The 21,860-nt window shown below is 64.1% G+C and carries 12 protein-coding genes; 5 read left to right on the forward strand and 7 right to left on the reverse strand.

Going from position 1 to position 21,860, the window contains the following annotated elements; translation table 11 throughout:
• Positions 1-21: 21 nt before the first annotated feature.
• The 4 genes from J3B00_RS13185 to J3B00_RS13200 all read right to left on the reverse strand — a co-directional run bounded on the left by J3B00_RS13185 (position 22) and on the right by J3B00_RS13200 (position 4,912).
• Positions 22-744, reverse strand: coding sequence for a TorF family putative porin (locus tag J3B00_RS13185; RefSeq protein ID WP_209867927.1), 723 nt, complete (start codon positions 742-744; stop codon positions 22-24).
• A gap of 246 nt (positions 745-990) precedes the next feature.
• Positions 991-3,357, reverse strand: coding sequence for a TonB-dependent siderophore receptor (locus tag J3B00_RS13190; protein ID WP_209867928.1), 2,367 nt, complete (start codon positions 3,355-3,357; stop codon positions 991-993).
• 101 nt (positions 3,358-3,458) lie between these two features.
• Positions 3,459-4,400 (reverse strand): FecR domain-containing protein, encoded by a 942-nt coding sequence (locus tag J3B00_RS13195; protein ID WP_348635948.1) that lies wholly within the window; start codon positions 4,398-4,400, stop codon positions 3,459-3,461.
• Positions 4,397-4,912, reverse strand: coding sequence for a sigma-70 family RNA polymerase sigma factor (locus J3B00_RS13200; protein ID WP_209874836.1), 516 nt, complete (start codon positions 4,910-4,912; stop codon positions 4,397-4,399). Before J3B00_RS13200 ends, J3B00_RS13195 begins: the two co-directional genes overlap by 4 nt.
• A 374-nt stretch (positions 4,913-5,286) precedes the next feature.
• Here J3B00_RS13200 and J3B00_RS13205 point away from each other — a divergent pair, with 374 nt between their 5' ends.
• From J3B00_RS13205 to J3B00_RS13225, 5 genes are all read left to right on the forward strand, one after another.
• Entirely contained in the window at positions 5,287-5,715 is a 429-nt protein-coding gene (locus tag J3B00_RS13205; protein ID WP_209867929.1) for a DUF2231 domain-containing protein, read from the forward strand.
• Positions 5,712-7,004: a sorbosone dehydrogenase family protein gene (locus J3B00_RS13210; RefSeq protein ID WP_209867930.1), complete on the forward strand. Its 1,293-nt coding sequence runs from the start codon at positions 5,712-5,714 to the stop codon at positions 7,002-7,004. The genes J3B00_RS13205 and J3B00_RS13210 overlap by 4 nt, the downstream gene beginning before the upstream one ends.
• A gap of 179 nt (positions 7,005-7,183) precedes the next feature.
• Positions 7,184-8,686 carry a glycine betaine/L-proline transporter ProP gene (proP, locus tag J3B00_RS13215; protein ID WP_209867931.1) on the forward strand — a complete coding sequence of 501 codons (1,503 nt, stop codon included), beginning with the start codon at positions 7,184-7,186 and terminating at the stop codon, positions 8,684-8,686.
• 86 nt (positions 8,687-8,772) lie between these two features.
• Positions 8,773-9,666: a PA4780 family RIO1-like protein kinase gene (locus J3B00_RS13220; RefSeq protein ID WP_209867932.1), complete on the forward strand. Its 894-nt coding sequence runs from the start codon at positions 8,773-8,775 to the stop codon at positions 9,664-9,666.
• A 168-nt stretch (positions 9,667-9,834) separates the two neighbouring features.
• Positions 9,835-10,194 (forward strand): glucose starvation-inducible protein B, encoded by a 360-nt coding sequence (locus J3B00_RS13225; RefSeq protein WP_209867933.1) that lies wholly within the window; start codon positions 9,835-9,837, stop codon positions 10,192-10,194.
• 182 nt (positions 10,195-10,376) lie between these two features.
• Here the strand turns inward: J3B00_RS13225 and J3B00_RS13230 are convergent, their stop codons facing one another.
• From J3B00_RS13230 to J3B00_RS13240, 3 genes are all read right to left on the reverse strand, one after another.
• Entirely contained in the window at positions 10,377-11,114 is a 738-nt protein-coding gene (locus J3B00_RS13230) for a Crp/Fnr family transcriptional regulator (RefSeq protein ID WP_209867934.1), read from the reverse strand.
• Positions 11,115-11,920: 806 nt separating this feature from the next.
• Positions 11,921-13,048, reverse strand: a complete 1,128-nt coding sequence (locus tag J3B00_RS13235) for a DDE-type integrase/transposase/recombinase (protein WP_245362473.1) — start codon at positions 13,046-13,048, stop codon at positions 11,921-11,923.
• Between the two features lie 147 nt (positions 13,049-13,195).
• Positions 13,196-21,826, reverse strand: a complete 8,631-nt coding sequence (locus J3B00_RS13240; protein ID WP_209867935.1) for a glycoside hydrolase family 94 protein — start codon at positions 21,824-21,826, stop codon at positions 13,196-13,198.
• Between the last annotated feature and the right edge of the window lie 34 nt (positions 21,827-21,860).

A 21,860-nucleotide genomic window follows, 5' to 3' on the forward strand; every position in this document is an offset into this window, starting at 1 on the left:
GCGCGCCGGGCCGGTTCGGTGTCAGAAGAAGCTGCGCTGCGCTTTGAGCGTGAGCATGCTTTCGCAATAGGTGTTGATCCCGCCGTAGGCATCGCAGCCGCCGCCGCTCAAGTCAGAGTTGCTGTAGATCAGGTTGAGGTCCATGCCGCGCCAGGGGCGTGACAGCTCCAGCGACCAGTCGTTGAAGGTATCGACCTGGCTGCCATCGCCGATGGTGAAGGGCGTACCCAGGCGGTGGTGGGCGAACTTGACGGTCAGGTCGACCTCCAGCAGCGGCAGTTGGCCGAGGTTGGCGAACAGCGTTCCGGTGCGGTTGTCGGGGTTGTCGTTGAGTGCGCCGCCCAAGCGACTGCCGAGCAGCGAGAGGCCGCCATACACGGCGTAGCTGTCGTTGCCGGAGAGGTTCGGGTAGCTGTAGTGGATCATGCCCACTTCGTAGCCCAGACTGGTATCGAAGTGGTGCTTGTAGCCGAGGTAGTTGTCCAGGCGCAGGGTGGAGTCGGGCGACAACCCCATGCTCGGCGCGTACTGGCCGACGTACCAGCCGCTGGCATGGCTGAGGTCGAGGCCACCGTGGAACGAGCCGACGGCACTCGGCGAGATCAAGCCCTGAGCCATCGTGCGTGAAGGCGTGGTGCCTAGCTTGAAGTCGAAGTCGCCCAACTGGCGCTGAATCTGTTGCGCGTGCAGCGCCGGGCTGAACACGAAGGTGGCTGCACTGAGCAGCAAAAGCGGCCTGATCATGGTCACCGTCCTGGAAAGCCCGCTCTAGAGGGGCAGAGGATACCTGCCGCAGTTGCAGGAGGGGAGACCGTTGGTCAGGGTTAATCAAGCTGGCGAGCGCGCCGCCTACCTGCAGGAGCGGGCTTGCCCCGCGAAGAGGCCGGGCAGCCATCGTGGTGTATGGCACCGGCCCTGCCGGTTTCGCGGGGTAAGCTCGTTCCTACAGGGCTCGATTATCGGTGCTGGCAGTTGGTCTGCACAGACCCTCTACCAGCGGTAGGTCACCGAGCCAATCACACTGCGTTCATCGCCATAGCGGCAGGTGGTGTTGCAGAACAGGTACTTCTTGTCGAACAGGTTCTGCGCCTTGGCCTGCAGCTGCCAATGGGCATCCACGTCGTAGCTGATCAGCGCATCGACCAGGGTGTAGGCGGGGATCTTGCCCTCATACACGCCAGGCGTCGTGCGCGTGGTACCGGTGTAACGTGCGCCTGCGCCAAGGCGCAGCTTGTCCAGGCCCAGCGAGGTCAGCCGGTAGCTGGCCCAGAGACTGGCGCTATGATACGGCACGCCTTCAATGCGCTTGCCGACGTTGCTGGCTGTCTGGTCCTGCAGCACATGGGTATCGGTGTAGGCGTAGCCCAGGCTCACTTCAAGCGCGTCGGTCAGGTTGCCCTTGGCCTCCAGTTCCAGCCCCTTGGAGCGGGTCTTGCCGTATTGCACGTAGGTGTTGGTGAGGGTGTCCAGGCTCAGCGAATTGTCCTGGTCCAGTTGGTAGACCGCCGCACTGAACATCGCCTCGGTACCCGGCGGCTGGTAGCGCAGGCCGATTTCATACTGCTCGCCTTCCAAAGGTGCAAAGGCATTGCCAAAGGCCGGGTTGCTGACGCTGGCCGGCTGGAACGACTGGCTGTAGCTGACGTACGGCGCCAGGCCGTTGTCGGCCAGGTACACCAGGCCGACACGGCCCGTGGCCTTCTTGTCGCTGCGGCTTGCCCGGCTATCGTTGGCGAAGGTAGTGGTGACGCTATCTGCCCAATCCTGACGGGCACCGAGCAGCAGTACCCAGTGGTCGTCGAAGGTGATCTGGTCTTGCAGGTAGACCCCCATCTGCCGGCTGTGCAGGTCTGATCCACTGTCGGCGGCAGTATTGGGCCCGACGCCGGTGTGTTGCGGGTTGGCCAGGTCGAGCGAGGGCGCGAGCTGGGCCAAGCTGGCACTGATGAAACGGTGCGAGTCGTAGGTCTTGTGGTAGTAGTCGACGCCGAGCAGCAGGTCGTGCTGCACGCGGCCCTGGTCGAAGGTGATGTTCAGGTTGGTGTCGCTGGTCCAGCCGGTCGAGCGTTCTTCGCGAGCACTGTAGCGGCGCAGCAGTTGGCTGCCGCTCACCGAGAGCGGGATCAGGTAGTTCCAGTCGGTATTGGCCTGGAAGTAGCGCAGGCTGTTGTTCAGGCTCAGGTGCTCATTGAAGCGGTGCTCGAACAGGTAGCCGAGGGTATCCATGCGGTTGTTGAAGTGGTCGTAGCCAGGCTCGCCGACAAACTGGTTACGGCCGATCTTGTAGCCAGCGCCATTGCCATAGCTGCTCAGTTGATAGCTCATCGGCGGGGAGAAACCGGTAAAGGTTTCCTGATGGCTGGCCAACAGCGTCAGCACGGTGTCGTCGTCGGGACGCCAAGTGAACGCCGGGGCGATATAGCGACGGTCATCACCGACATGGTCGACCTGGGTGTTGCTGTCGCGCCACAGACCGGTCAGGCGATAGCTGAACTGGCCCTGGTCGTCGAGCGGGCCGCCGAAGTCGACGGTGTACTGGCGGCGATCATAATTGCCCACTTCCAGGCCGATTTCATGCAGCGGCGTGGTGGTCGGCCGCTTGCTCACAGTATTGATCATGCCGCCCGGCGAGAGCTGCCCATACAGTACCGAGGATGCGCCCTTGAGCACCTCGACACGCTCCAGGCCGTAGGCTTCGACGCTGCCGTCATAGGGGTTGGACTGCAGTTTCATGCCATCGCGCAGAATACCGCCGGTGCCCGCACCGACGTTGAAGCCGCGCAAGGTATAGTCGTCGGCGACGCGGCTGAAACTGTTCGGCTGGCTGGTGAAACCGGGGGTGTACTTGAGGGCGTCGGACAGGTTGTCGCTCTTGCGGTCGTCGAGCTCGTCACGGGTGACGACCGATACCGACTGGGGGATTTTCACCAGTTCGGTACGGGTCTTGGTCCCGGCGGTGGTGCTGCGGGCCAGGTAGCCATCTTGCTGATCACCCTGCAGGGCCTGGCGGTTGGCGTCGATGCTGGTGGCATCCAGGGTCAGGCCATCGCCGCTGGCCGCCGCCTGCACACTGAGTGCACCGCTGGCGGTCACCAGCATGTTCAGGCCAGTCCCCTGCAGGCTCTGGCGAAGGGCCTCGCGCACACTCAAGCGGCCTCGCACGGCAGACGCATAGAGGCCTTCGACGTCGGCCGGAACGAACAGCACTTGGCGGCCGCTCACCTGGCCGATGGCAATCAGGCTGTTGGCCAGCGGGCCTGCGGCCAGGTTGTAGTCGTGTACGGACTCGGCCGCGAGGGCCGGCACACTGGCCAGGCAGGCGCTGATCAGCAGAGGGAACAAGGTGTTTGAATGCATGGTGAACTCGACAAGATGCTCGGCGGGACGCGCTGGGTGCGCGGTTCTGCTTGGTATGTGACGCGAGCTCGAGGTTTTTTCAGGGGTAACCGAAAAAATAATCAGCTGTGGTCGATGCGTGTCCACAGGCCCAGGTAGTGCTCGATTCGCAAAGGCAGGACGTCGTTGAGCGCTGCCAGTGCTCCCAGGCTGTCATCCAGGGTGAAGATCCCGGAAATGCGCAAGGCTGCTGCGCGTGGCGAGACCCGCAACAGCCCATGGTGATACGGCCTGAGGTGGTCGATAACGGTGCCCAGTGGCTGGTCATGCACTTCGAGCAGGCCGTTGGTCCAGCTCCGTTCGTTGGTGTGGCGGGCAGCAATGGGTTGCCAACTGTAGCCGTCGAAGGCTAGCCCCTGGCCGGCGACGAGGGTTTGTCGATGCTGCGGTGCGCGTAACTCCAGCACACCGCTCATGGCCCAGAGCTGGGCCTGGTGGCCGTCGCGAGACAACAGGCAGCTGCCGCCATCGAGCCAGGCTTCGCCCCACGGGCAGGCCAGCACGAAGGGTCGCTGCGGGTCGCTCTGTACCTCGGCCAACACCGCCCCACGCAGGAGTGTGATACGGCGCTGCTGGGGCTGGAATTGCATGTCGATCGAGCTCTCGGCATTCAGCAGCAGGGACGAGCCGTCTTCCAGGCGGAACGACCGGCGTTGGGCGGTGCTGGTGCGCAGGTCGGCGCCCCAGCGGGTGTGCAGCGGCCCGCCAGGCAGGGTCAGCAGGTGGCCGCCGACGGCCATGGCGCCCAGGCCGAGGGCGCCGCGCAGCAGCCATCGGCGGCTATGGTCGACACTGCGCAAGGCGTGCCTCGTTGCCTGTTTGCAGGCGAGCGGGGCAAAGGTGCGGTTCAGTTGCTGTTGCAACGACAACCAGGCATCGCGGTGGCTGGCATCGGCGTCGAGCCAGGCTTGCAACTGTTGCTGCGCGGCGTCATCGAAGGTCCCGGAGGCGCGTCGTGCATGCCATTCGATGGCTTGGGCGACTGCTGCTGGCAAGCCGCTCACGATGCCGCCCGATAGCAGGCGGTCAGCCCTTGCACCACATACTGATGGACGCGGGTGACCGACACCCCGAGCTCTTCGGCGATTCGCGCGTAGGTCAGGCCGTCGAGCTGGCTGTACAGAAACGCAGCGCGGGCCTTGGAGGAGAGACCGTCGAGCAGGCGATCGATTTCCATCAGCGCTTCCATCGCCAGCCAGTGCTCCTGCGGCGACGGTGCGCTGCTGTGGGGTTCGGCGGCCAGTGCTTCGAGGTAGGCGCGTTCGATATCGCTGCGTCGCCAGCGGGCGAAGATCAGCCGCTTGCCGATGGTGCTCAACAATGCGCGGGGCTCGCGAATGCTCTGCGGGTCGGGCATGGCCACGACCTGGGCAAAGGTTTCGGCCGCCAGGTCAGCGGCGTCATCGCGGCAGTTCAGGCGCAGGCGCAAGCGTTCGAGCAGCCAGCCGTGATGGTCACCGAACAGGCGGTGCAAGACCTGACGACGGGATTCGGAGTTGGGGGACTGACTGACCATCACGACGCGCGGCTGCCTTGGTGAATGACACTTATTCTCAATGGTGGCAATGTTGCCTGACGATTGCAAGGCGCGGGCTGGCGTCAGCCCTCTTGGAGCGAGCTGGCCCCAATGCCAGTCAGTTAAGAAGCCGGGGCCGCTTTGCGGCCCTTTCGCGACTCAAGGCCGCTCCCACAGATTGTGTATGTCGCTATTTACTGGGCAAGCGCGGACAGTGTGGGAGCGGCCTTGTGTCGCGAAAGGGCTGCAAAGCAGCCCCAGCTTCTTAACTGACTGGCAGAGGCATGGCCCGCGAACCAGAGTGAACTAACCGGCTTGGCACAGGCTCCTTGTTGTTGCGCACTGTGCGCCCAGACAACCCGCAAGGAGCCGCCGTGACCGTTAACCACCCAACCCTCTACCGCTGTACACCAGGGCCGCTGCACGCGACCTTGCTGGCCGGTACCGTGCCGCTGTTTCTTGGCGGTTTGCTCAGTGACATCGCCTACTTCCAGACGTACCAGATCCAGTGGAGCAACTTCGCCGCCTGGCTGATCGCCGGCGGGCTGCTGTTCTGTGGGCTGGCGTTGCTGTTCGCGCTGGTCAACCTGGTTCGCGCCGAACGCAAGGCCGGGCGCCCGCTGCTGTACTTCGTGCTGCTGCTGGTAACGTTCGGGCTGGGCCTGGTGAACGCCTTCGAACACGCCAAGGACGCCTGGGCAGTGATGCCGACGGGCCTGGTACTGTCGGTGATCGTGGCCGTGCTGGCCTGCATCGCGACCTGGACCGGCCTGACTAACCTGCGATCCGGAGGTGCACAATGAGCCAGGTGCCTGCACTGACCGTCTTGAGCATGGCGCTGTTGCTCAGCGCCTGCGGTGGCGAGGGCGATGCCAAGCAAGCCTACGGCGCCGACCCGAAACTGCCCGATCCGCAACGTGGCTTGCTCCCGAGCATGAAGATTGCCGAGCCAACCGCCTGGGGCGAACAGAAGCCGACCGTGCCCCAGGGTTACGCGGTCACGGCGATTGCCACCGGGCTGCAGATCCCGCGCCAGACGCTGGTCCTGCCCAACGGCGACATCATCGTGGCCGAAGGCCGCGGCGGCAACGCGGCCAAGCTCAAGCCCAAGGATGTCATCGCCAGCTCGATCAAGGCCAAGGGCAACACCCAGGTCAAGGGCGGCAATCGCCTGACCTTGCTGCGCGACGCTGATGGCGATGGCAACTACGAGCTGAAAACGGTGTTTGCCGAGAACCTCAACGCGCCTTACGGGCTGGCCTTCGCCGACGGCAAGTTGTATGTGGCCAACCAGGATGCGCTGGTGCGCTTCGACTATGCCGACGGCCAGACCAAGGCCAGCGGGGCACCGGTCAAAGTCACCGACTTGCCGTCGGCGATCAACCACCACTGGACCAAGGCCCTGACGATCAGCCCGGATGGCCGCTACCTGTATGTCGGCATTGGCTCCAACAGCAATGTCACCGAGCGTGGCATGGAGGTCGAGATCGATCGGGCGATGGTCTGGCAGATCGACGCTCAGAGCGGGGCGCACAAGCCGTACGCGACCGGCCTGCGCAACCCCACGGCGTTGGCCATCCAGCCTGGCAGCGGGCAGTTGTGGACGGTGGTCAACGAACGCGATGAGCTCGGGCCGGACCTGGTGCCCGATTACCTGACCTCAGTGAAGGAGGGCGGGTTCTACGGTTGGCCGTACAGCTACTGGGGGCAGAACGTCGATCCGCGCGCGCAGCCGCAGAACCCGGAAAAAGTCGCCGCGGCGATCAAACCCGACTACAGCCTCGGCTCGCACGTCGCGGCGTTGGGCGTCGATTTCTCCAGCGCGGCCATGGGCGAGCAGTTCGCCGACGGGGTTTTCGTGGGTGAGCACGGCAGTTGGAACCGGCCCAACCCGGTGGGCTACAAGGTGATCTTCGTGCCGTTCAGCAATGGCCGGCCGGCGGGCGATCCGATCGATTTCGCCACGGGCTTCCGCAGCGAAGAGGGCAAGACCCGCGGCCGGCCGGTGGGAGTGACGGTCGACCCGCGCGGGGCGCTGATCATTGCTGATGACCTGGCCAATACCGTGTGGCGGGTGACGCGCAAGCAGTGACCGTGGCGTGAGCCCGACCGGCCTCTTCGCGGGCTTGCCCCGCGAAGAGGCCGCCCGGATCACTGAAAAATTTATTTAGCGGTGAATTATTTAGTATCACTTTGTATCTGATGCGTTAGAGCCCTGGCCACCAAAACGATGGCAGCCGGGTAGGACAAGTCAGAAACAGAGTGACGGATATGAAATCACGCAAGAAAAGCGTCAAGCCGATCGGCCTCAAGGACATCACCATTGTCGACGATGCCAAGATGCGCAAGGCGATCACTGCTGCGGCACTGGGCAACGCCATGGAATGGTTCGACTTCGGTGTCTATGGCTTTGTCGCCTATGTGCTGGGCAAAGTCTTCTTCCCTGGCGCCGACCCCAGTGTGCAGATGATTGCGGCCCTCGGGACGTTCTCGGTGCCGTTCCTGATCCGCCCGCTGGGCGGCCTGTTCTTCGGTGCCCTGGGCGACCGCTACGGGCGCCAGAAGGTCCTGGCGGCGACCATCGTGATCATGTCGCTGAGCACCTTTGCCATCGGCCTGATCCCGTCCTACGCCTCGATTGGCATCTGGGCGCCGATCTTGCTGCTGCTGTGCAAGATGGCCCAAGGCTTCTCGGTGGGTGGCGAATACACCGGTGCCTCGATCTTCGTTGCCGAATATGCGCCTGACCGCAAGCGCGGCTTCCTTGGCAGCTGGCTGGACTTCGGCTCGATCGCAGGCTTCGTCTTTGGTGCAGGCCTGGTGGTATGCATCTCGGCCACCGTCGGTGAAGAGAAATTCCTCGAGTGGGGCTGGCGCCTGCCGTTCCTGCTGGCCTTGCCCCTGGGCATCATCGGCCTGTACCTGCGTCACGCCCTGGAAGAGACCCCGGCCTTCCAGCAGCATGTCGAAAAGCTCGAGCAGGGCGATCGCGAGGGCCTGGCGTCGGGCCCCAAGGTGTCGTTCAAGGAAGTCGCCACCCAGCACTGGCGCAGCCTGCTGACCTGCATCGGCGTGGTGATCGCGACCAACGTCACCTACTACATGCTGCTCACCTACATGCCAAGCTACCTCTCGCATAACCTGCACTACAGCGAAAGCCGCGGCGTCCTGATCATCATCGCCATCATGGTGGGCATGCTCTTTGTGCAACCGGTCATCGGTTTCTTGAGCGACAAGTTCGGCCGCCGCCCGTTCATCCTCTGCGGCAGTATCGGCCTGCTGATCATGGCTATTCCGGCCTTCATGATGATCAACAGTGGCGTGCTCGGGATCATCTTTGCCGGCCTGCTGGTCCTGGCGATCCTGCTCAACTTCTTCATCGGCGTGATGGCCTCGACCTTGCCGGCGATGTTCCCCACGCATATCCGCTACAGCGCATTGGCCAGTGCATTCAACATCTCGGTACTGATCGCCGGCCTGACGCCGACCATCGCCGCCTGGCTGGTGGAAACCACCAACGACTTGTACATGCCGGCCTACTACCTGATGGTGGTCGCGCTGATCGGCCTGGTGACTGGCGTGACCATGAAAGAAACCGCCAACCAGCCCCTGCGTGGCGCCGCTCCGGCCGCTTCCGACCTTGAGGAAGCGCGCGAGTTGCTGCAGGAGCACCACGACAATATCGAGCATAAAATCGAGGATATCGACCAACAGATCGCCGAACTGGAAGCCAAGCGGCAGCATTTGGTACAGCAACATCCGCGTATCGATTAGCGCGTGGGCGAGCAAGTCTGTTCAGGCTGTGAGAGGATGGCCGACAAACCATGTGTCTGGCAGAACAGGACCCAGAATTAAACCTGATGAAGACTCCAAAACGGATAGAACCGCTGATTGAAGACGGGCTGGTCGATGAAGTGCTCAGGCCCTTGATGAGCGGGAAGGAAGCGGCGGTCTACGTCGTGCGCTGCGGTACCCAGGTGCGTTGCGCCAAGGTCTATAAAGAGGCCAACAAGCGCAGCTTCCGCCAGGCCGCCGAGTACCAGGAAGGGCGCAAGGTGCGTAACAGCCGCCAGGCCCGGGCCATGGCCAAGGGTTCCAAGTACGGTCGCAAGGAAGCCGAGGATGCCTGGCAGAACGCCGAAGTGGCGGCGCTGTTCCGCCTGGCCAGCGCGGGTGTGCGGGTACCCAAGCCGTTCGACTTCCAGGATGGCGTGTTGTTGATGGAACTGGTGGTCGACGAGCACGGTAACGCTGCGCCACGCCTGAACGATGTGCATCTGGAGCCTGAGCAGGCGCGTGAATACCACGCCTTCGTGATTCGCCAGATCGTGCTGATGCTGTGCGCCGGTCTGGTGCACGGCGACCTGTCCGAGTTCAACGTGTTGCTCGGCCCGGATGGCCCGGTGATCATCGACCTGCCTCAGGCGGTGGACGCGGCGGCCAACAACCATGCGTTCAGCATGCTCGACCGTGACGTGGCGAACATGAGCGGCTATTTCGGCCGGTTTGCCCCGGAGCTCAGGGACACCCGCTACGCGCGCGAGATGTGGTCGCTGTTCGAGGCCGGTGAGCTGCTGCCGGATACCCCGTTGACCGGGGAGTTCCAGGACGACGACCACGACGCCGATGTTGGCGGCGTGCTGCGCGAGATCGAAGCGGCGCGGATCGACGACGAGCGTCGCCGAGCGGCGCGGGAGGATGTCGAGCGTGGGCCGGTCAAAGGTGAGGAGCCACCGCCGCCTTGGATGCAGTAGTTCTAGAGGTTGATTATCAAGTGAATATTTCGCGCGCAAGCGTCCATGCGCGCTGGCATTTACGGCCTTTGGTCTGCACGGGCGAATATAAATAGGATTAGCTCGATCGTTGGTGACTCTCAGATGTACACACAGATTCATCTGTGTCACTCAACGAGGTAGACCATCATGGCTGGTAATCAAGGCAATAAAGGTGGCGACATGGGCAAAGGCGCCCAAGGCAATCAAGGCGATCAGGCCCACGACCAGGACAAGGCTGGCCAGGCAGGACGTCAAGGTGGCCAGATGTCTGAAGGTGGCATGGGCAATGATCCGCAGCGTCAGTCCGACATGGGCAAGCAAGGCGGACAGAAGTCCGGTGGCGAGTGGACCAAGGATAGTGACAAAGCCGGCCAGACCGGTCGCCAGGGTGGGCAAGGGGCAGGCGGCGGAATGGCTGACGATCCCGCCCAGACCACACAACGCGACCGCGATGCAGGTCAGCATGGTAGTGCTGACCGTAACATGCACAAAGACGAGAAACACTGATTCGTCTGCAGCTCAACCGGGGCGCCTCGCGCTCCGGTTGCAACCACGAGCTGAAGCCTCTTCGCAGGCTAGCTCGTCCCTGCGGGATGCGTGCCGGATCCAGTCACTGTGTTCGGCATGCATCACGTAGGGGCGGTCTATCCTGCGAAGAGGCTTTTGCGTTTCTGCTTGCAGTTAATCTCCTAATCTTCGCGATTCCCTGTTACTCGGCGCACTGGCAAGTACGGCAGCAACCGCTCGGTTTCCTTCCTCACCACCTCGTAGCATTCGCAGCTGAGTGCCTCCAGTCGTGCCCTGTCGAGCACCTTGATATGCCCGCGGCTGTATTCGATGACGCCCAGCCGTTGCAGCTTGCCAGCCGCATCGGTGACCCCTTCGCGGCGTACGCCGAGCATGTTGGCGATCAATTCCTGGGTCATGCGCAGCTGATCGCTTTGCAGCCGATCCAGCGACAGCAGCAGCCAGCGGCACAGCTGCTGGTCGATCGAGTGGTGACGGTTGCACACGGCGGTCTGGGCCATCTGCGTGATCAGTGCCTGGGTGTAGCGCAGCATCAACAGCAACAGTTCACCGTGGCGATTGAATTCGTCCTTCAGGCGCTGCCCCGGCAGCCGATAGGCGTGCCCGGCGCTTTGCACGATGGCCCGGCTAGGCGTGCTTTCACCGCCCATGAATACGGCAATGCCGACCAGGCCTTCGTTGCCTACCACAGAGATCTCCGCTGATGCGCCGTTTTCCATCACGTACAGCAAGGAAATGATCGAGTCGGTCGGGAAGTAGACGTGGCGCAGCGTATCGCCGGATTCATACAGGGCTTTGCCCAACGGCAGGGTGACCAGCTCAAGGTCGCCTTGCAGGCGATCGAACGCCTGCGCGGGCAGGGCAGCCAGCAGATGATTGTGGCGCGGGGTGGGCTGCATGGGTGCATCAACCTTCAGCTTGGCGTGGTTGTACAAGCCTAGTTCACACAGTTGGCCTCCAGCCGAGCCGCTTCGAGTCTTTTCAATAGGTAGCTGGCTTGCATGCGCCGCCCTCATAGAACTAACGCTAACTTGTTGATTTAGCAGAACCCTGTAGGAGCGGGCTTGTCCCGCGAAGAGGCCAGTCCAGCCACCGTGGTGGATGGCACCGGCTTCGCCGGTTTCGCGGGACAAGCCCGCTCCTACAGGGATGGTGCATACCTCGATGTACAGGGCAGGGGCCACGGCTGCGCTAGCTGCAGGCTGCTGCCGGCCAGCGGCTTCAGCTGGCTTGAGTGCGCCGGGGCTGCTGCGCAGCCCTTTCCGACCGGTCCGGCGCCCCGGCGAGGCCGCTCTCATAGAACTGACGCTAACTTGTTGATTTAGCGAAACCTGTAGGAGCGGGCTTGTCCCGCGAAGAGGCTAGTCCAGCCACCGTGGTGGATGGCACCGGCTTCGCCGGTTTCGCGGGACAAGCCCGCTCCTACAGGGATGGTGCATACCTCGATGTACAGGGCAGGGGCCACTGCTGCGCTAGCTGCAGGCTGCTGCCGGCCAGCGGCTTCAGCTGGCTTGAGCGGTCCGGCGCCCCGGCGAGGCCGCCCTCATAGAACTGACGCTAACTTGTTGGTTTAGCGAAACCCTGTAGGAGCGGGCTTGTCCCGCGAAGAGGCCAGTCCAGCCACCGTGGTGGATGGCACCGGCTTCGCCGGTTTCGCGGGTGTACGACCGGAGACATCCTTTACATCTTAAACCGGGGACATGGTTTACACATTTGAGGCTTGAACGCGGTTTTCACCCCGTTCCAGCCTCCCCAGGAGATGGTCACACAGAAACACATCCCAAATATCATCCTCCACCTCTTTCAGGCCAATCCTCTCGCCAGACAAGGCCTCGCTGATGAACAGCAGCTTGCCTTTCCACTTGATCGAGCCATTTTGCCTGACACTGCGGACAGCCATTTCGGCGGGATACTCCACGACAGGCAGACATCCGGGGTAAGGCCGATTGGATGGTACATACAGCTCAAATGGACGCTTCATCCCCAGTGCTTCGTGGGGACGGACATAGTTGAATTCGTGGCGGAAATGCTCAAGCAACAATTGTTGATGGATCAGATTGTGACCCAGAGGCAGTTCAAGCTTCATGCTGCGATGCATCCGCTCGTGACGACCATTCTGATCTGGGCGCGCGGGAGCGGTCCGTTCGGGAAAAATCCCGAGGCGGATCAACCAAACAGCGATAGTGGACATCCTTGCCAGCCCGACTGAAGCAAATGGGCTGCCGTTGTCAGAGCGGATTACCTCTGGCATTCCATGCTCCTGAAAAAGCCACTCAAGCGTCTGTATGACCGGCTGCGTCATGATGTTCTTGTGGGCTTTGCAGGCCAAGAGGAGGCGCGAGGCGTGGTCCGTGACTGTTAGCGGGTAGCACCACTGGCCGTTGAGCATTTTGAACTGGCCCTTGTAGTCGATGCACCAGGTCTTGTTCGGCTCGTTGGCCTCTCTCATCTTTGTGGGGCTTTTCCCGTATCGCCGCTTTGGCCCACGTTTGTGAACCATGCCCAGTCGGTCTAGCCACTGCCCTGCGGTGCTCGGGGACGGCCAGTCAACGGATGGATCTTCAAGGCGCAACAGCTCAATGAGCTTCTTGGGGCCCCATTTGTCGTGCGCTTCTTTCATCGCAACAATGCGGGCCAACAGCTCATCACTTGTCTTGTTAGGACTGTTGTCGGGACGCCGTGAGGCATCGGACAGCGCTTCAACGCCGCCCGCAGAATATCGCGATATCCATTTGTCGATCGTGGGGCGGCTGACGTTGTACCGGCGAGCAAGCTGACTCTTGGTGTAATCACCGGAAAGCCATTCGCCAATCAATCTGACTCGTTGATCCATGGGGGACTCTTGGTTCCAGGGCATGATCAAATACCTCCTGATCATGCGTATTAGCCTGTAAACCATGTCCCCGGTTTGAAATGTAAACGATGTCTCCGGTTTGTACCCGGGACAAGCCCGCTCCTACAGGGGTCGTGCATAGCTACGCTACGGCGCCATCGGCAGGGGTAACGGCTGGCGCTGGGCAATCACCTGATGCACGCCGCCATCATCCACCAGCTGCAGGCTGCTGCCGGCCAGCGGCTGGCCGTCCAGGCTCAGGCTCAGCTCGCCGGCCTGACCGTCGCTGCGTACTTCGATCCGGTAATCACTGCTACCAAAGCGGTAGTGCAGGGTATAGCCCGGCCAATCGGCGGGGAGCAGCGGCTGGATGCGCAAAGTCTCGCCAGTACGCCGCAGGCCTAGCAGGCTCTCGACGATCAGGCGGTACATCCAGCCCGCCGAACCCGTGTACCAGCTCCAGCCGCCGCGGCCAGCGTGCGGCGCCACCGCGTAGACATCGGCGGCCATCACGTAGGGTTCGACCTTGTAGGTGTCGATCAAGGCGCTGCAGCCCTGGCGCACCGGGTTGATCATGCGCAGCAGCTCCCAGGCTTTGGCCCGGTCGCCAAGCTGGGCGAAGGCCATGCTCGTCCAGATCGCGGCATGGGTGTACTGGCCGCCGTTCTCGCGCACACCGGGCAGATAGCCTTTGATGTAGCCCGGGTCGAGGCTGCCTTGGTCAAAGGCGGGATCGAGCAGTTGCACGATGCCGATATCGCGGCGCACCAGCAGCCGGTCGACGGCGTTCATTGCCATGCGGGCGCGCTCCGCCGGGGCGATGCCGGAGAGCACCGCCCAGCTCTGCGAGAGCGAGTCGATGCGGCATTCCTGATTGCTCGCCGAGCCCAACACCTGGCCATCGTCGAACCAGGCGCGGCGGTACCAGCCACCATCCCAGGCGTGCGCCTCAAGGTTGGCTGCAAGCGCCGTGGCGCGCGCACTACATTGTTCGGCGAAGGCACTGTCACCCCGGCGCTGGGCCAGGCGGCTGAAGGCGTGCAGCACCTGATGGCCGAAGAAGCCCAGCCAGACACTCTCACCCAGGCCGTGCTCGCCGACGCGGTTCATGCCGTCGTTCCAGTCGCCGCTGCCCATCAGTGGCAGGCCATGGACACCGCACCCGAGCGCCTGGCCAAGGGCCCGCTGACAATGCTGATACAGGCTCTCGACCACCCCTGAGCGAGCCGGCAGGTCGTAGTAAGACTCCTCACCGGCATTCAGCGGGCGTCCTTCGATATAGCCCACCGGTTCGTCCAGCACAGCGCTGTCGCCGCTGACCTCGACGTAGCGGCAGGTCGCCAGCGGCAACCACAGCAGGTCGTCCGAGCAGCGTGTGCGCACGCCGCGTTGCAGCGGTGGATGCCACCAGTGCTGCACATCGCCTTGCAGGTACTGGTGCGCGGCGCAGGTCAACAGGTGCTGACGCGCCGCCGCCGGGGCAGCGTGGACCATGGCCATGCTGTCTTGCAGCTGGTCGCGAAAACCGATGGCGCCACCCGATTGGTAGAAGCCGCTGCGCGCCCAGAAGCGGCAGGCGATCACCTGGTACATCAGCCAGCCGTTGACCAGTACATCCAGCGCGGGCTCCGGTGTTTCGATGCGCACGCGGCCCAGGGTCTGGCGCCAGTAGGTCTGTACCTTGTCCAGTTCGGCCAGCGCCGCACGCACGCCGCGCAACTGCAAGACCCGCTGGGTCGCCGCCGCGGCATCCGCTTCGGCGCCCAGGCGAAAGACCACTTCACGACGTTCGCCAGGCGCCAGCAGTACGCTTACCTGGATTGCTGCGCAGGGGTCCAGGCCACCCCCGGTGCGGCCCGACAAGCGCGCCTGGCGCAAGCCGGCAGGCGCCTGCAGGTGGCCGTTGCGGCCAAGAAACTCACTGCGGTCGCAGGTGATGCTGAGGGACGGCAGGTCGCAATCGAGGTAGGCCACATGGCCGGAAAACTCGATCGAAAATGCGTTGCGGGCAAACAGTGCGCCACTGACCGGGTCGGTTTCGCTGACCACATGCATCGCCGCTTTGCTGCGCAGGTCACCCAGCACCCACTCGACGAACGCGGTGGCGCTCAGCCGCCGCGGCCGGTCGGAACTGTTGTGCAGCATGAGCCGGGAGAACTTTACCGGCGCCTCCAGCGCGACATACACCCACAGTTCGCTGCTCAGGCCCTCTTCGGCGTACTCGAACACGCTGTAACCAAAACCATGACGGGTGCGGTAGTTGCCCGGGCCGGGGCACGGCTGCGCGGTGGCCGACCAGACTTCACCGCTGTCTTCGTCGCGCAAGTACAGCGCCTCGCCACTGGGATCGCTGACCGGGTCGTTGTGCCAGGGTGTCAGGCGATATTCATGGGCGTTGTCGCGCCAGGTGTAGGCGCTCCCTGCCTGCGATATGACGCTGCCGAACTGGGCATTGGCGAGGATGTTGACCCACGGCGCCGGGGTCGCGCGGCCGGGCAGCACCGGGATGATGTACTCGCAGCCATCGGCGCTGAAACCGCCGTAGGGATTTTCCAGCAGCAGTGCTGTCTGGCGCGGCGGCGCAGGGCGGGTGTGCGGGCTGGCAGGCAACGCTGGGGTGGCGACGAAACGGGCCGGGGCAGGTGGCCCGCGGCGTCGGTGCAGTTGTTCGGCGAGGCTGCCATGGCTGTCGCTGAGCACCAGCCGGGCCACCGAGAGCAGCAGCACCCGGTCTTCATCGCTGAGTTGCTGTGCCGGCCGCACGAAGATGCCGCCGGCGCGATCGAGCAGGGCGGCTTCACTGCCGGAGGCAACCACCCCCATGATCAGCTCTTGCAGTTGTTGGCGGTAACCGGCCTGGTCCTCGTTCCAGATCACCAGGTCCAGGGCCAGCCCTTTCTGTCGCCAGTAGGCGTGGGCGTGAACCATCTGCTTGACCAGCTGGATGTTGGCCGGGTCAGCGATCTGCACCAGCACGATAGGCAGGTCGCCGGAGATGCCCTGGCCCCAGAGCCCGGACTGGTTGCGCCGGTTGCTCGCCAGCAGCGCACTGTTGGCGCGCAGGGTTGCGTGGGCGTAGATCACCGACGCGGCCATCTGCTCGAACAGGCGGGCATCGGCCAGCGAGCCGTTGAGCTGACGCAGCAGCACCTGGCTGTGCGGCCAGGCCAGGTCGAAGGCGCGGTCGGCCAGGTGGCGGTCGCGGTATTTGGTGATCAGCTGCACGCAGGCTTCGCGGCTGGCGGCCACGCCTGTGGCCAGGTCGATGGTGACGCTCTGGCCGGGGTCGAGGCTGATTCGACAACGGATCGAGACGATCGGGTCGAGGACGGCACCGGCGCTGTCGCAAAGCTGGCGCGCGTCTGCCTGCAACGCCGCCGGTGCCCGCAGGCTGCGGCCGCGACCCATGAAGCGGGCGCGGTCGGTCTCGAAGGAAATCTCTTCGATGTCGGCGCCGTGCACCGCCAGGACATGGCACAGCCACGGCGCGACTTCCTGTTGCGAGCGCGGCCGGCGCGTGCAGACGATGGCCTGCAGCGGGCGGATCAGTTCGGTCTGCACAAACAGCTTGCTGAAGGCCGGGTGCAGCGCATCGCTGATGGCTGGTGCCAACACCACTTCGGCATAGCTGGTCAGCTCCAGGCTACGCCGTTGCTGGGCGTGATTGGTCAGGTGCAGGCGCCGTAGCTCGATGTCGTCTTCGGGGGAGACAGCAATTTCGCTGTGGCAGTCGAAGTCCAGCTCGCGCACGCGAAACTCGGCCCGGCCATCGCTGAAGATGGCCTCCTGGCTCTGCGGGGTATGCAAGGTGGGTTGATAGCTGGTTGACCAGTAGTGGCCGCTGTCGACGTCGCGCAGGTAGCAGTAACTGCCCAGGCTGTCGTTGCTGATGTCCTCGTGCCAGCGGGTGACGGCGAGATCGTTGCAGCGGCTGTAGCCGCTCCCCGCGCTGTTGACCATGACGTGGTAACGGCCGTTGGACAGCAGTTGCACGGCAGGGTAGCGCCGGTTCGGATCGCTGAACACGCGCAGGCGCGATTCACTGGCGCTGCCGGTATCGTCCAGGGCCGGCGCCTGCGAGGTGTGCAGGTACTGCGCAGCGGTTTTCGGTACGCGCTCCTGCAGGAGCAGCATGCTGGCCTGGCAGTTGGGATCGGAGGCAAAGCGGCGCTGCATCGGCTTGTCCAGCAGCAGTGAGGTCAGGGCCAGGAAGCTCATGCCCTGGTGATGGGCCATGAACGAACGGATCACCACCGCGTCCTGGCCTGGCGGCAGGCGCGCTTCGGTGTAGTCGACCGCCTCGTACAGGCCGAAACGACCGGCCAGCCCGGCCTGGGCCAGACGCTGCAGGTTACGGCAGGCAGCGCCCGGGGCGACCATCAGGGCCAAGGCGCTGGCATAGGGGGCGACCACACGTTCTTCGCCGAGGCCGCGCTTAAGGCCCAGGCCGGGTACGCCGAACGCTCGATACTGATAATTGAAGTGGCTGTCCAGCGCGTTGTAGGCCGACTCCGAGACACCCCACGGCAGGCCGGCATGCTTGCCATGCTCGATCTGCCGGGTGACTGCGGCCTGGCAGGTCTGGTCAAGCAGGGTGCCTTCGTAGCTGGGCATCAGCAGCATCGGCATGAGGTACTCGAACATCGAGCCCGACCACGACAGCAGCACCGGTACCCCGGCATTGCTGGTCAGCAGTCGACCCAGGGCCAACCAGCTCGCTTGCGGGACCTGGCCTTGGGCGATGGCGACAAAATTGGTCAGGCGCATCTCTGAGGCGAGCAGGTCGTAAAAGGCGCTGTCCGGGCGATGCTCGGTGGCGTTGTAGCCAATCGTGAACAGGTCGCGCTGGGTGTCATAGAGGAAGCTGAAGTCCATGCTCGCCAGGCCGGCAATCTGCCGTGCCAGGCGCGTCGCGCTGGCGATACGCTGGCCGCTCAGCGCCTGCAGGGCGGCCACGGCAGGCTGCGCGGCGGGCGACCAGTGCGCGGGTTCGAGCGCGACCAGTTGGTGCCAACTGTACGGCGTCGGCAGGGTCTGATCATGGCCTGCCGGCATGGCGAAACGGCGCAGCTCGGCGGCCATGTCCAGGCACTGCGCCTGTAACGCCGCCAGCCAGAACGCACAGTCGCTGGTGTCTTCGCTGTGATGCTGCGTGCGGCTGTAGTCGGCCAGTTGCTCCAGCCATTCAGGCAACTGTTCGGGCTGGGTCTGCCGCGCAAGCGCTTCGGTCCGCTCGCGCAAGGCGCGCAGTTCGCCGGTGTTTCGCCCTGCACTGGCGAACGCGCTGAGCAGCACATCAAGGGTGTCCAGCAGGCCGTTGCAGATGCGCTGATCCAGCAGGGGCGCGTTGGCCACCTCCAATAGCCCAGGGCGCAGGGTCAGCAGCAAGCCGGCCAGGTTGCCGCTGTCGACCGTCGACACGTACAGCGGTGCCAGCGGCGTGCAGGTCTGCGTGTCGTACCAGTTGTAGAAGTGGCCTTTGTAGCGCTCCAGCCGACTGAGGCTGTCGAGCATCAGCGTCAGGCGCTCGAGCAGGCGGGCGCTGCTCAGGTAGCCGAAGTCATGGGCCGCCAGGTGCGCGAGCAGCGCCATGCCGATGTTGGTCGGCGAGGTGCGGTGGGCGATGCTGGCGTAGGGCGGCTCCTGGATGTTGTCGGGTGGCAACCAGTTGTTGTGGGCGTCGACATGGTGGTCGAAGAAGGCCCAGTTGGCGCGGGCCAGGCGGCGCAAGAACGCAGTCTCCTCGAGCGAGGGGATGAACACCGCGCGGCTTCGTTCGCGGCTGAGCCACCAGGCCAGCGCCGGGCCCAGCAGCCACAGTGCAAGAATCGGCGCGGCAACCAGCAGCCCCTGCGCTTGCAGCAGCGCTCCGGCTATCACCAAGGCGCACACGAGGGGGCTGATCCACTGCTGCCGATAGAGGCCGATCAGGCTGTTGACGCTGACCCGGGCGTCTTCGCGCGACGGGTTCCACTGCAGCAAGCGCCGCCGGCTGACCAGCAGGCGCCACAGCGTGCGGGTGATCGCATCGAGGCTGTAGAAGGCCTCGAAGGGCAGCCAGGCCAAGCCCAGGCCGCAGCGCTCAAAATGTCCCAGCGAGGTCCGCAGGGCAGCCCACAAGTGTTGTCCGAGGGGAACGTCGGGGGTCTTGCGCAGCAGCTCGAGCAGGGTGTCGAGCAGCGGCCGGGTAAACAGCAGGACCAGTATCGCCAAGGTCCACAGTGCCGGCGCCGAGGACGCCAGCCAGCCCCACAGCAAGGCAACGAGAAACGCCGCAGGTTCGAGGCTGCGGCGCAGATTGTCGGCGATCTTCCAACGTGACAGCGCGCTGAGGGCGGCACGCTTGGGTGTGTTGGCAGCGGTGCGGGTCCACGGCAGCAGCCAGGGCAGCAACTGCCAGTCGCCGCGGATCCAGCGGTGACGCCGCTTGACGTCGGTGCTGTAGTGGCGCGGGTACTCTTCGTACAGCTGGACGTCGCTGAGCAGCCCGGAATGGGCATAGCAGCCTTCGATCAAGTCGTGGCTTAGTACCCGGTTGTCGGCGAAGCAGCCGTCCAGGGCGCGCTCGAAGGCGTCCACGGCGTAGATCCCTTTGCCGATGAACGAGCCGTTCAGGAACAGGTCCTGATACACGTCAGACACCGCCTGGGTATACGGGTCGACGCCGGCGTCGCTGCCAAACAGCCGGGCGTAGGCCGAGCGTGCGGCACTGGGCAGGCTGATGCCGACGCGCGGTTGCAGGATGGCGTAGCCGGCGCGGATGCGCCCGCTGTCGGCCTCGAAGCGCGCTTGGTTGAGCGGATGCTGCATGGCACCGATGAACTGGCTGGCAGCGTTGCGCGGCAGCTGGGTGTCGCTGTCCAGGGTAATCACGTAGCGCACGGCCTGGAGCTGGGCAATGTCGCCTACGACCAGCAGAAATCGCTCGCGGCCATGCCCGCGCAGCAGCGCATTGAGCTCCATCAGCTTGCCACGCTTGCGCTCATAGCCCATCCACAGCTGGTCGTTGGCATTCCACGAGCGGGGCCGGTGCAGCAGGAAGAAACGCTCGCCGCCCGCCGTCGGGTACTTGTGGTTCAACGCGTGTATGGCGTCACTGGCCAGCGCCAGCAGGGCCTCGTCCTCAGGGACGATCGCTTGCTGCGCATCGAGAAAGTCGGTCAGCAGCGCGAAATGCAAGTGTTCATCGCGATTGGCCAAAAAGCGCACTTCCAGCCCTTCGACCAGCTCTTCGACATCGCCGGCAGTGGCCAGCAGGCTCGGCACCACCACCAGCGTGCGGGCATCGGCCGGGATGCCGTCCTTGTAGTCGAGCCGTGGCAGGAAGCAGGGTTTGACGGTCAGCGTCACCAGCCAGTTGATCAGGCCGATGGCCAGGCGGCTGGTCATCAGCAGAATGGGCACGGCGAGCACGGCCTCCACCCAGGCTGGCCAGCCATCCTGGCTAATCGCGTGCAGGAAGATCCACGCCAACAGCCCGGTCAGCAGCGCCGCCGGCAGCAGGTAGAACGCCAGCGGCGCACGGTGCAGCAGCCGTTGCCAGCGTTCGCCAAGTGCAATTCGCGCCGCCAGCCGCTGCTCGAGCACTACCTGGCCTGGGCCCAACAGATAGAAGCCGACATGCCCGGTGGGGTCATCCGCCGCCGTCGCAGGCTCACGGGCCAGCTCGATGGCCATGCGCGCAACCGCGTCTTCGCTGGCCGAACTGTGCCGTGCCATGCGCTCGATGACATGCCGGTAATGGTCTCGGCTGGTGAAGTCCATCGCCGCGTAGATCCCGTCCGGGTCTTCGCTGAGAATCCGTTCGACGTGGCTGAGGTGCTCGACGAACTCACGCCAGTCGGTGGTCGACAGCAGGCGCAGGCTGCCAATGCTGTTGCTGATCGACACCTGGTCGATGGCCTGTTGCTGAGCGTCGAGTTGCACATGCCGGTCGATGCTCAATCCGGATTCGCTGAGCATCTGCTCGATCCAGGCCAGCGGCTGGGTCAGGGTGGCGCTCTGGCCGTGCAGCCGACGCGCCAGTTCAGCGACGAAGGCAGCACTGAGGGGCGGCGCTGAGCGGACCATGTCTGCCACCACCAGCACCACGCTCTTGGTATCGCGCTCGGCCATCTCGCTGAGGCGATCGGCCCAGCTGTTGGCCAGGTCGCGATCGGCCCAGTTGGCCATGACCCGCGCAGCGACCCGCCGCAGGTTTTCGATCAGCGCCAGGCGCAGCATGATCGGGATCGCCCACAGCTCGCCCAGCGTCAGCGGTGCCACGCCCTGATAGGCCTCGACAAAACCGCTCAAGCTGTCGCTGTCGACCCGGCCATCACCGTGGGAGATGGTTTCCAGGGCGATGTCATAGACCCGCGGCAGGCCGCTCGAGGGGCCGTTGTCCAGCCGCGGCAGCTGGCGGCTGTAACCGCGGGGCAAGTGGCTCTTGGCAATACGGATGTGCGCTTCGACCAGGTAGAAGTTGTCCAGCAACCACTGTGCCGCGGGCATGTCCCGGCGCGACGAGGGCAGGGTGCTGGCGAGCGCGGCGCAACTGCTTGAGAGGGTCTGTTCGTTGTCGGTCAGACGCGCCAGCAAGGCATCGTCGGCGGGCAGTTTGCTCAAGCGGTGACGGGTCGCGAGGACCGTGCCGTGTTCGGCCATCTGCTCGGTGCTGAACAGCTCCGAGCGCAACAGGCTTTCATAGGTGAACGCGCGTGGCGTCATGCCCCAGCGGCGGATGGCAGTTGGCAAGCGGTGGAACAAACGGGTTACGCCCAGCCAGGGGTTTTCCATGGGAATCCTTGCCGATACAGGTTCAGTCGCTCAG

Source organism: Pseudomonas sp. BP8, from assembly GCF_017875955.1.
Lineage (GTDB): Bacteria > Pseudomonadota > Gammaproteobacteria > Pseudomonadales > Pseudomonadaceae > Aquipseudomonas.

What these genes read in the sequence shown, in the direction of transcription:
- J3B00_RS13185 (WP_209867927.1), bottom strand. Translation starts at nt 744, where the DNA reads ATGATCAGGCCGCTTTTGCTGCTCAGTGCAGCCACCTTCGTGTTCAGC.
- J3B00_RS13190 (WP_209867928.1), bottom strand. Translation starts at nt 3,357, where the DNA reads ATGCATTCAAACACCTTGTTCCCTCTGCTGATCAGCGCCTGCCTGGCC.
- J3B00_RS13200 (WP_209874836.1), bottom strand. Translation starts at nt 4,912, where the DNA reads ATGGTCAGTCAGTCCCCCAACTCCGAATCCCGTCGTCAGGTCTTGCAC.
- J3B00_RS13210 (WP_209867930.1), top strand. Translation starts at nt 5,712, where the DNA reads ATGAGCCAGGTGCCTGCACTGACCGTCTTGAGCATGGCGCTGTTGCTC.
- proP (WP_209867931.1), top strand. Translation starts at nt 7,184, where the DNA reads ATGAAATCACGCAAGAAAAGCGTCAAGCCGATCGGCCTCAAGGACATC.
- J3B00_RS13220 (WP_209867932.1), top strand. Translation starts at nt 8,773, where the DNA reads ATGAAGACTCCAAAACGGATAGAACCGCTGATTGAAGACGGGCTGGTC.
- J3B00_RS13225 (WP_209867933.1), top strand. Translation starts at nt 9,835, where the DNA reads ATGGCTGGTAATCAAGGCAATAAAGGTGGCGACATGGGCAAAGGCGCC.
- J3B00_RS13230 (WP_209867934.1), bottom strand. Translation starts at nt 11,114, where the DNA reads ATGCAGCCCACCCCGCGCCACAATCATCTGCTGGCTGCCCTGCCCGCG.
- J3B00_RS13235 (WP_245362473.1), bottom strand. Translation starts at nt 13,048, where the DNA reads ATGGATCAACGAGTCAGATTGATTGGCGAATGGCTTTCCGGTGATTAC.
- J3B00_RS13240 (WP_209867935.1), bottom strand. Translation starts at nt 21,826, where the DNA reads ATGGAAAACCCCTGGCTGGGCGTAACCCGTTTGTTCCACCGCTTGCCA.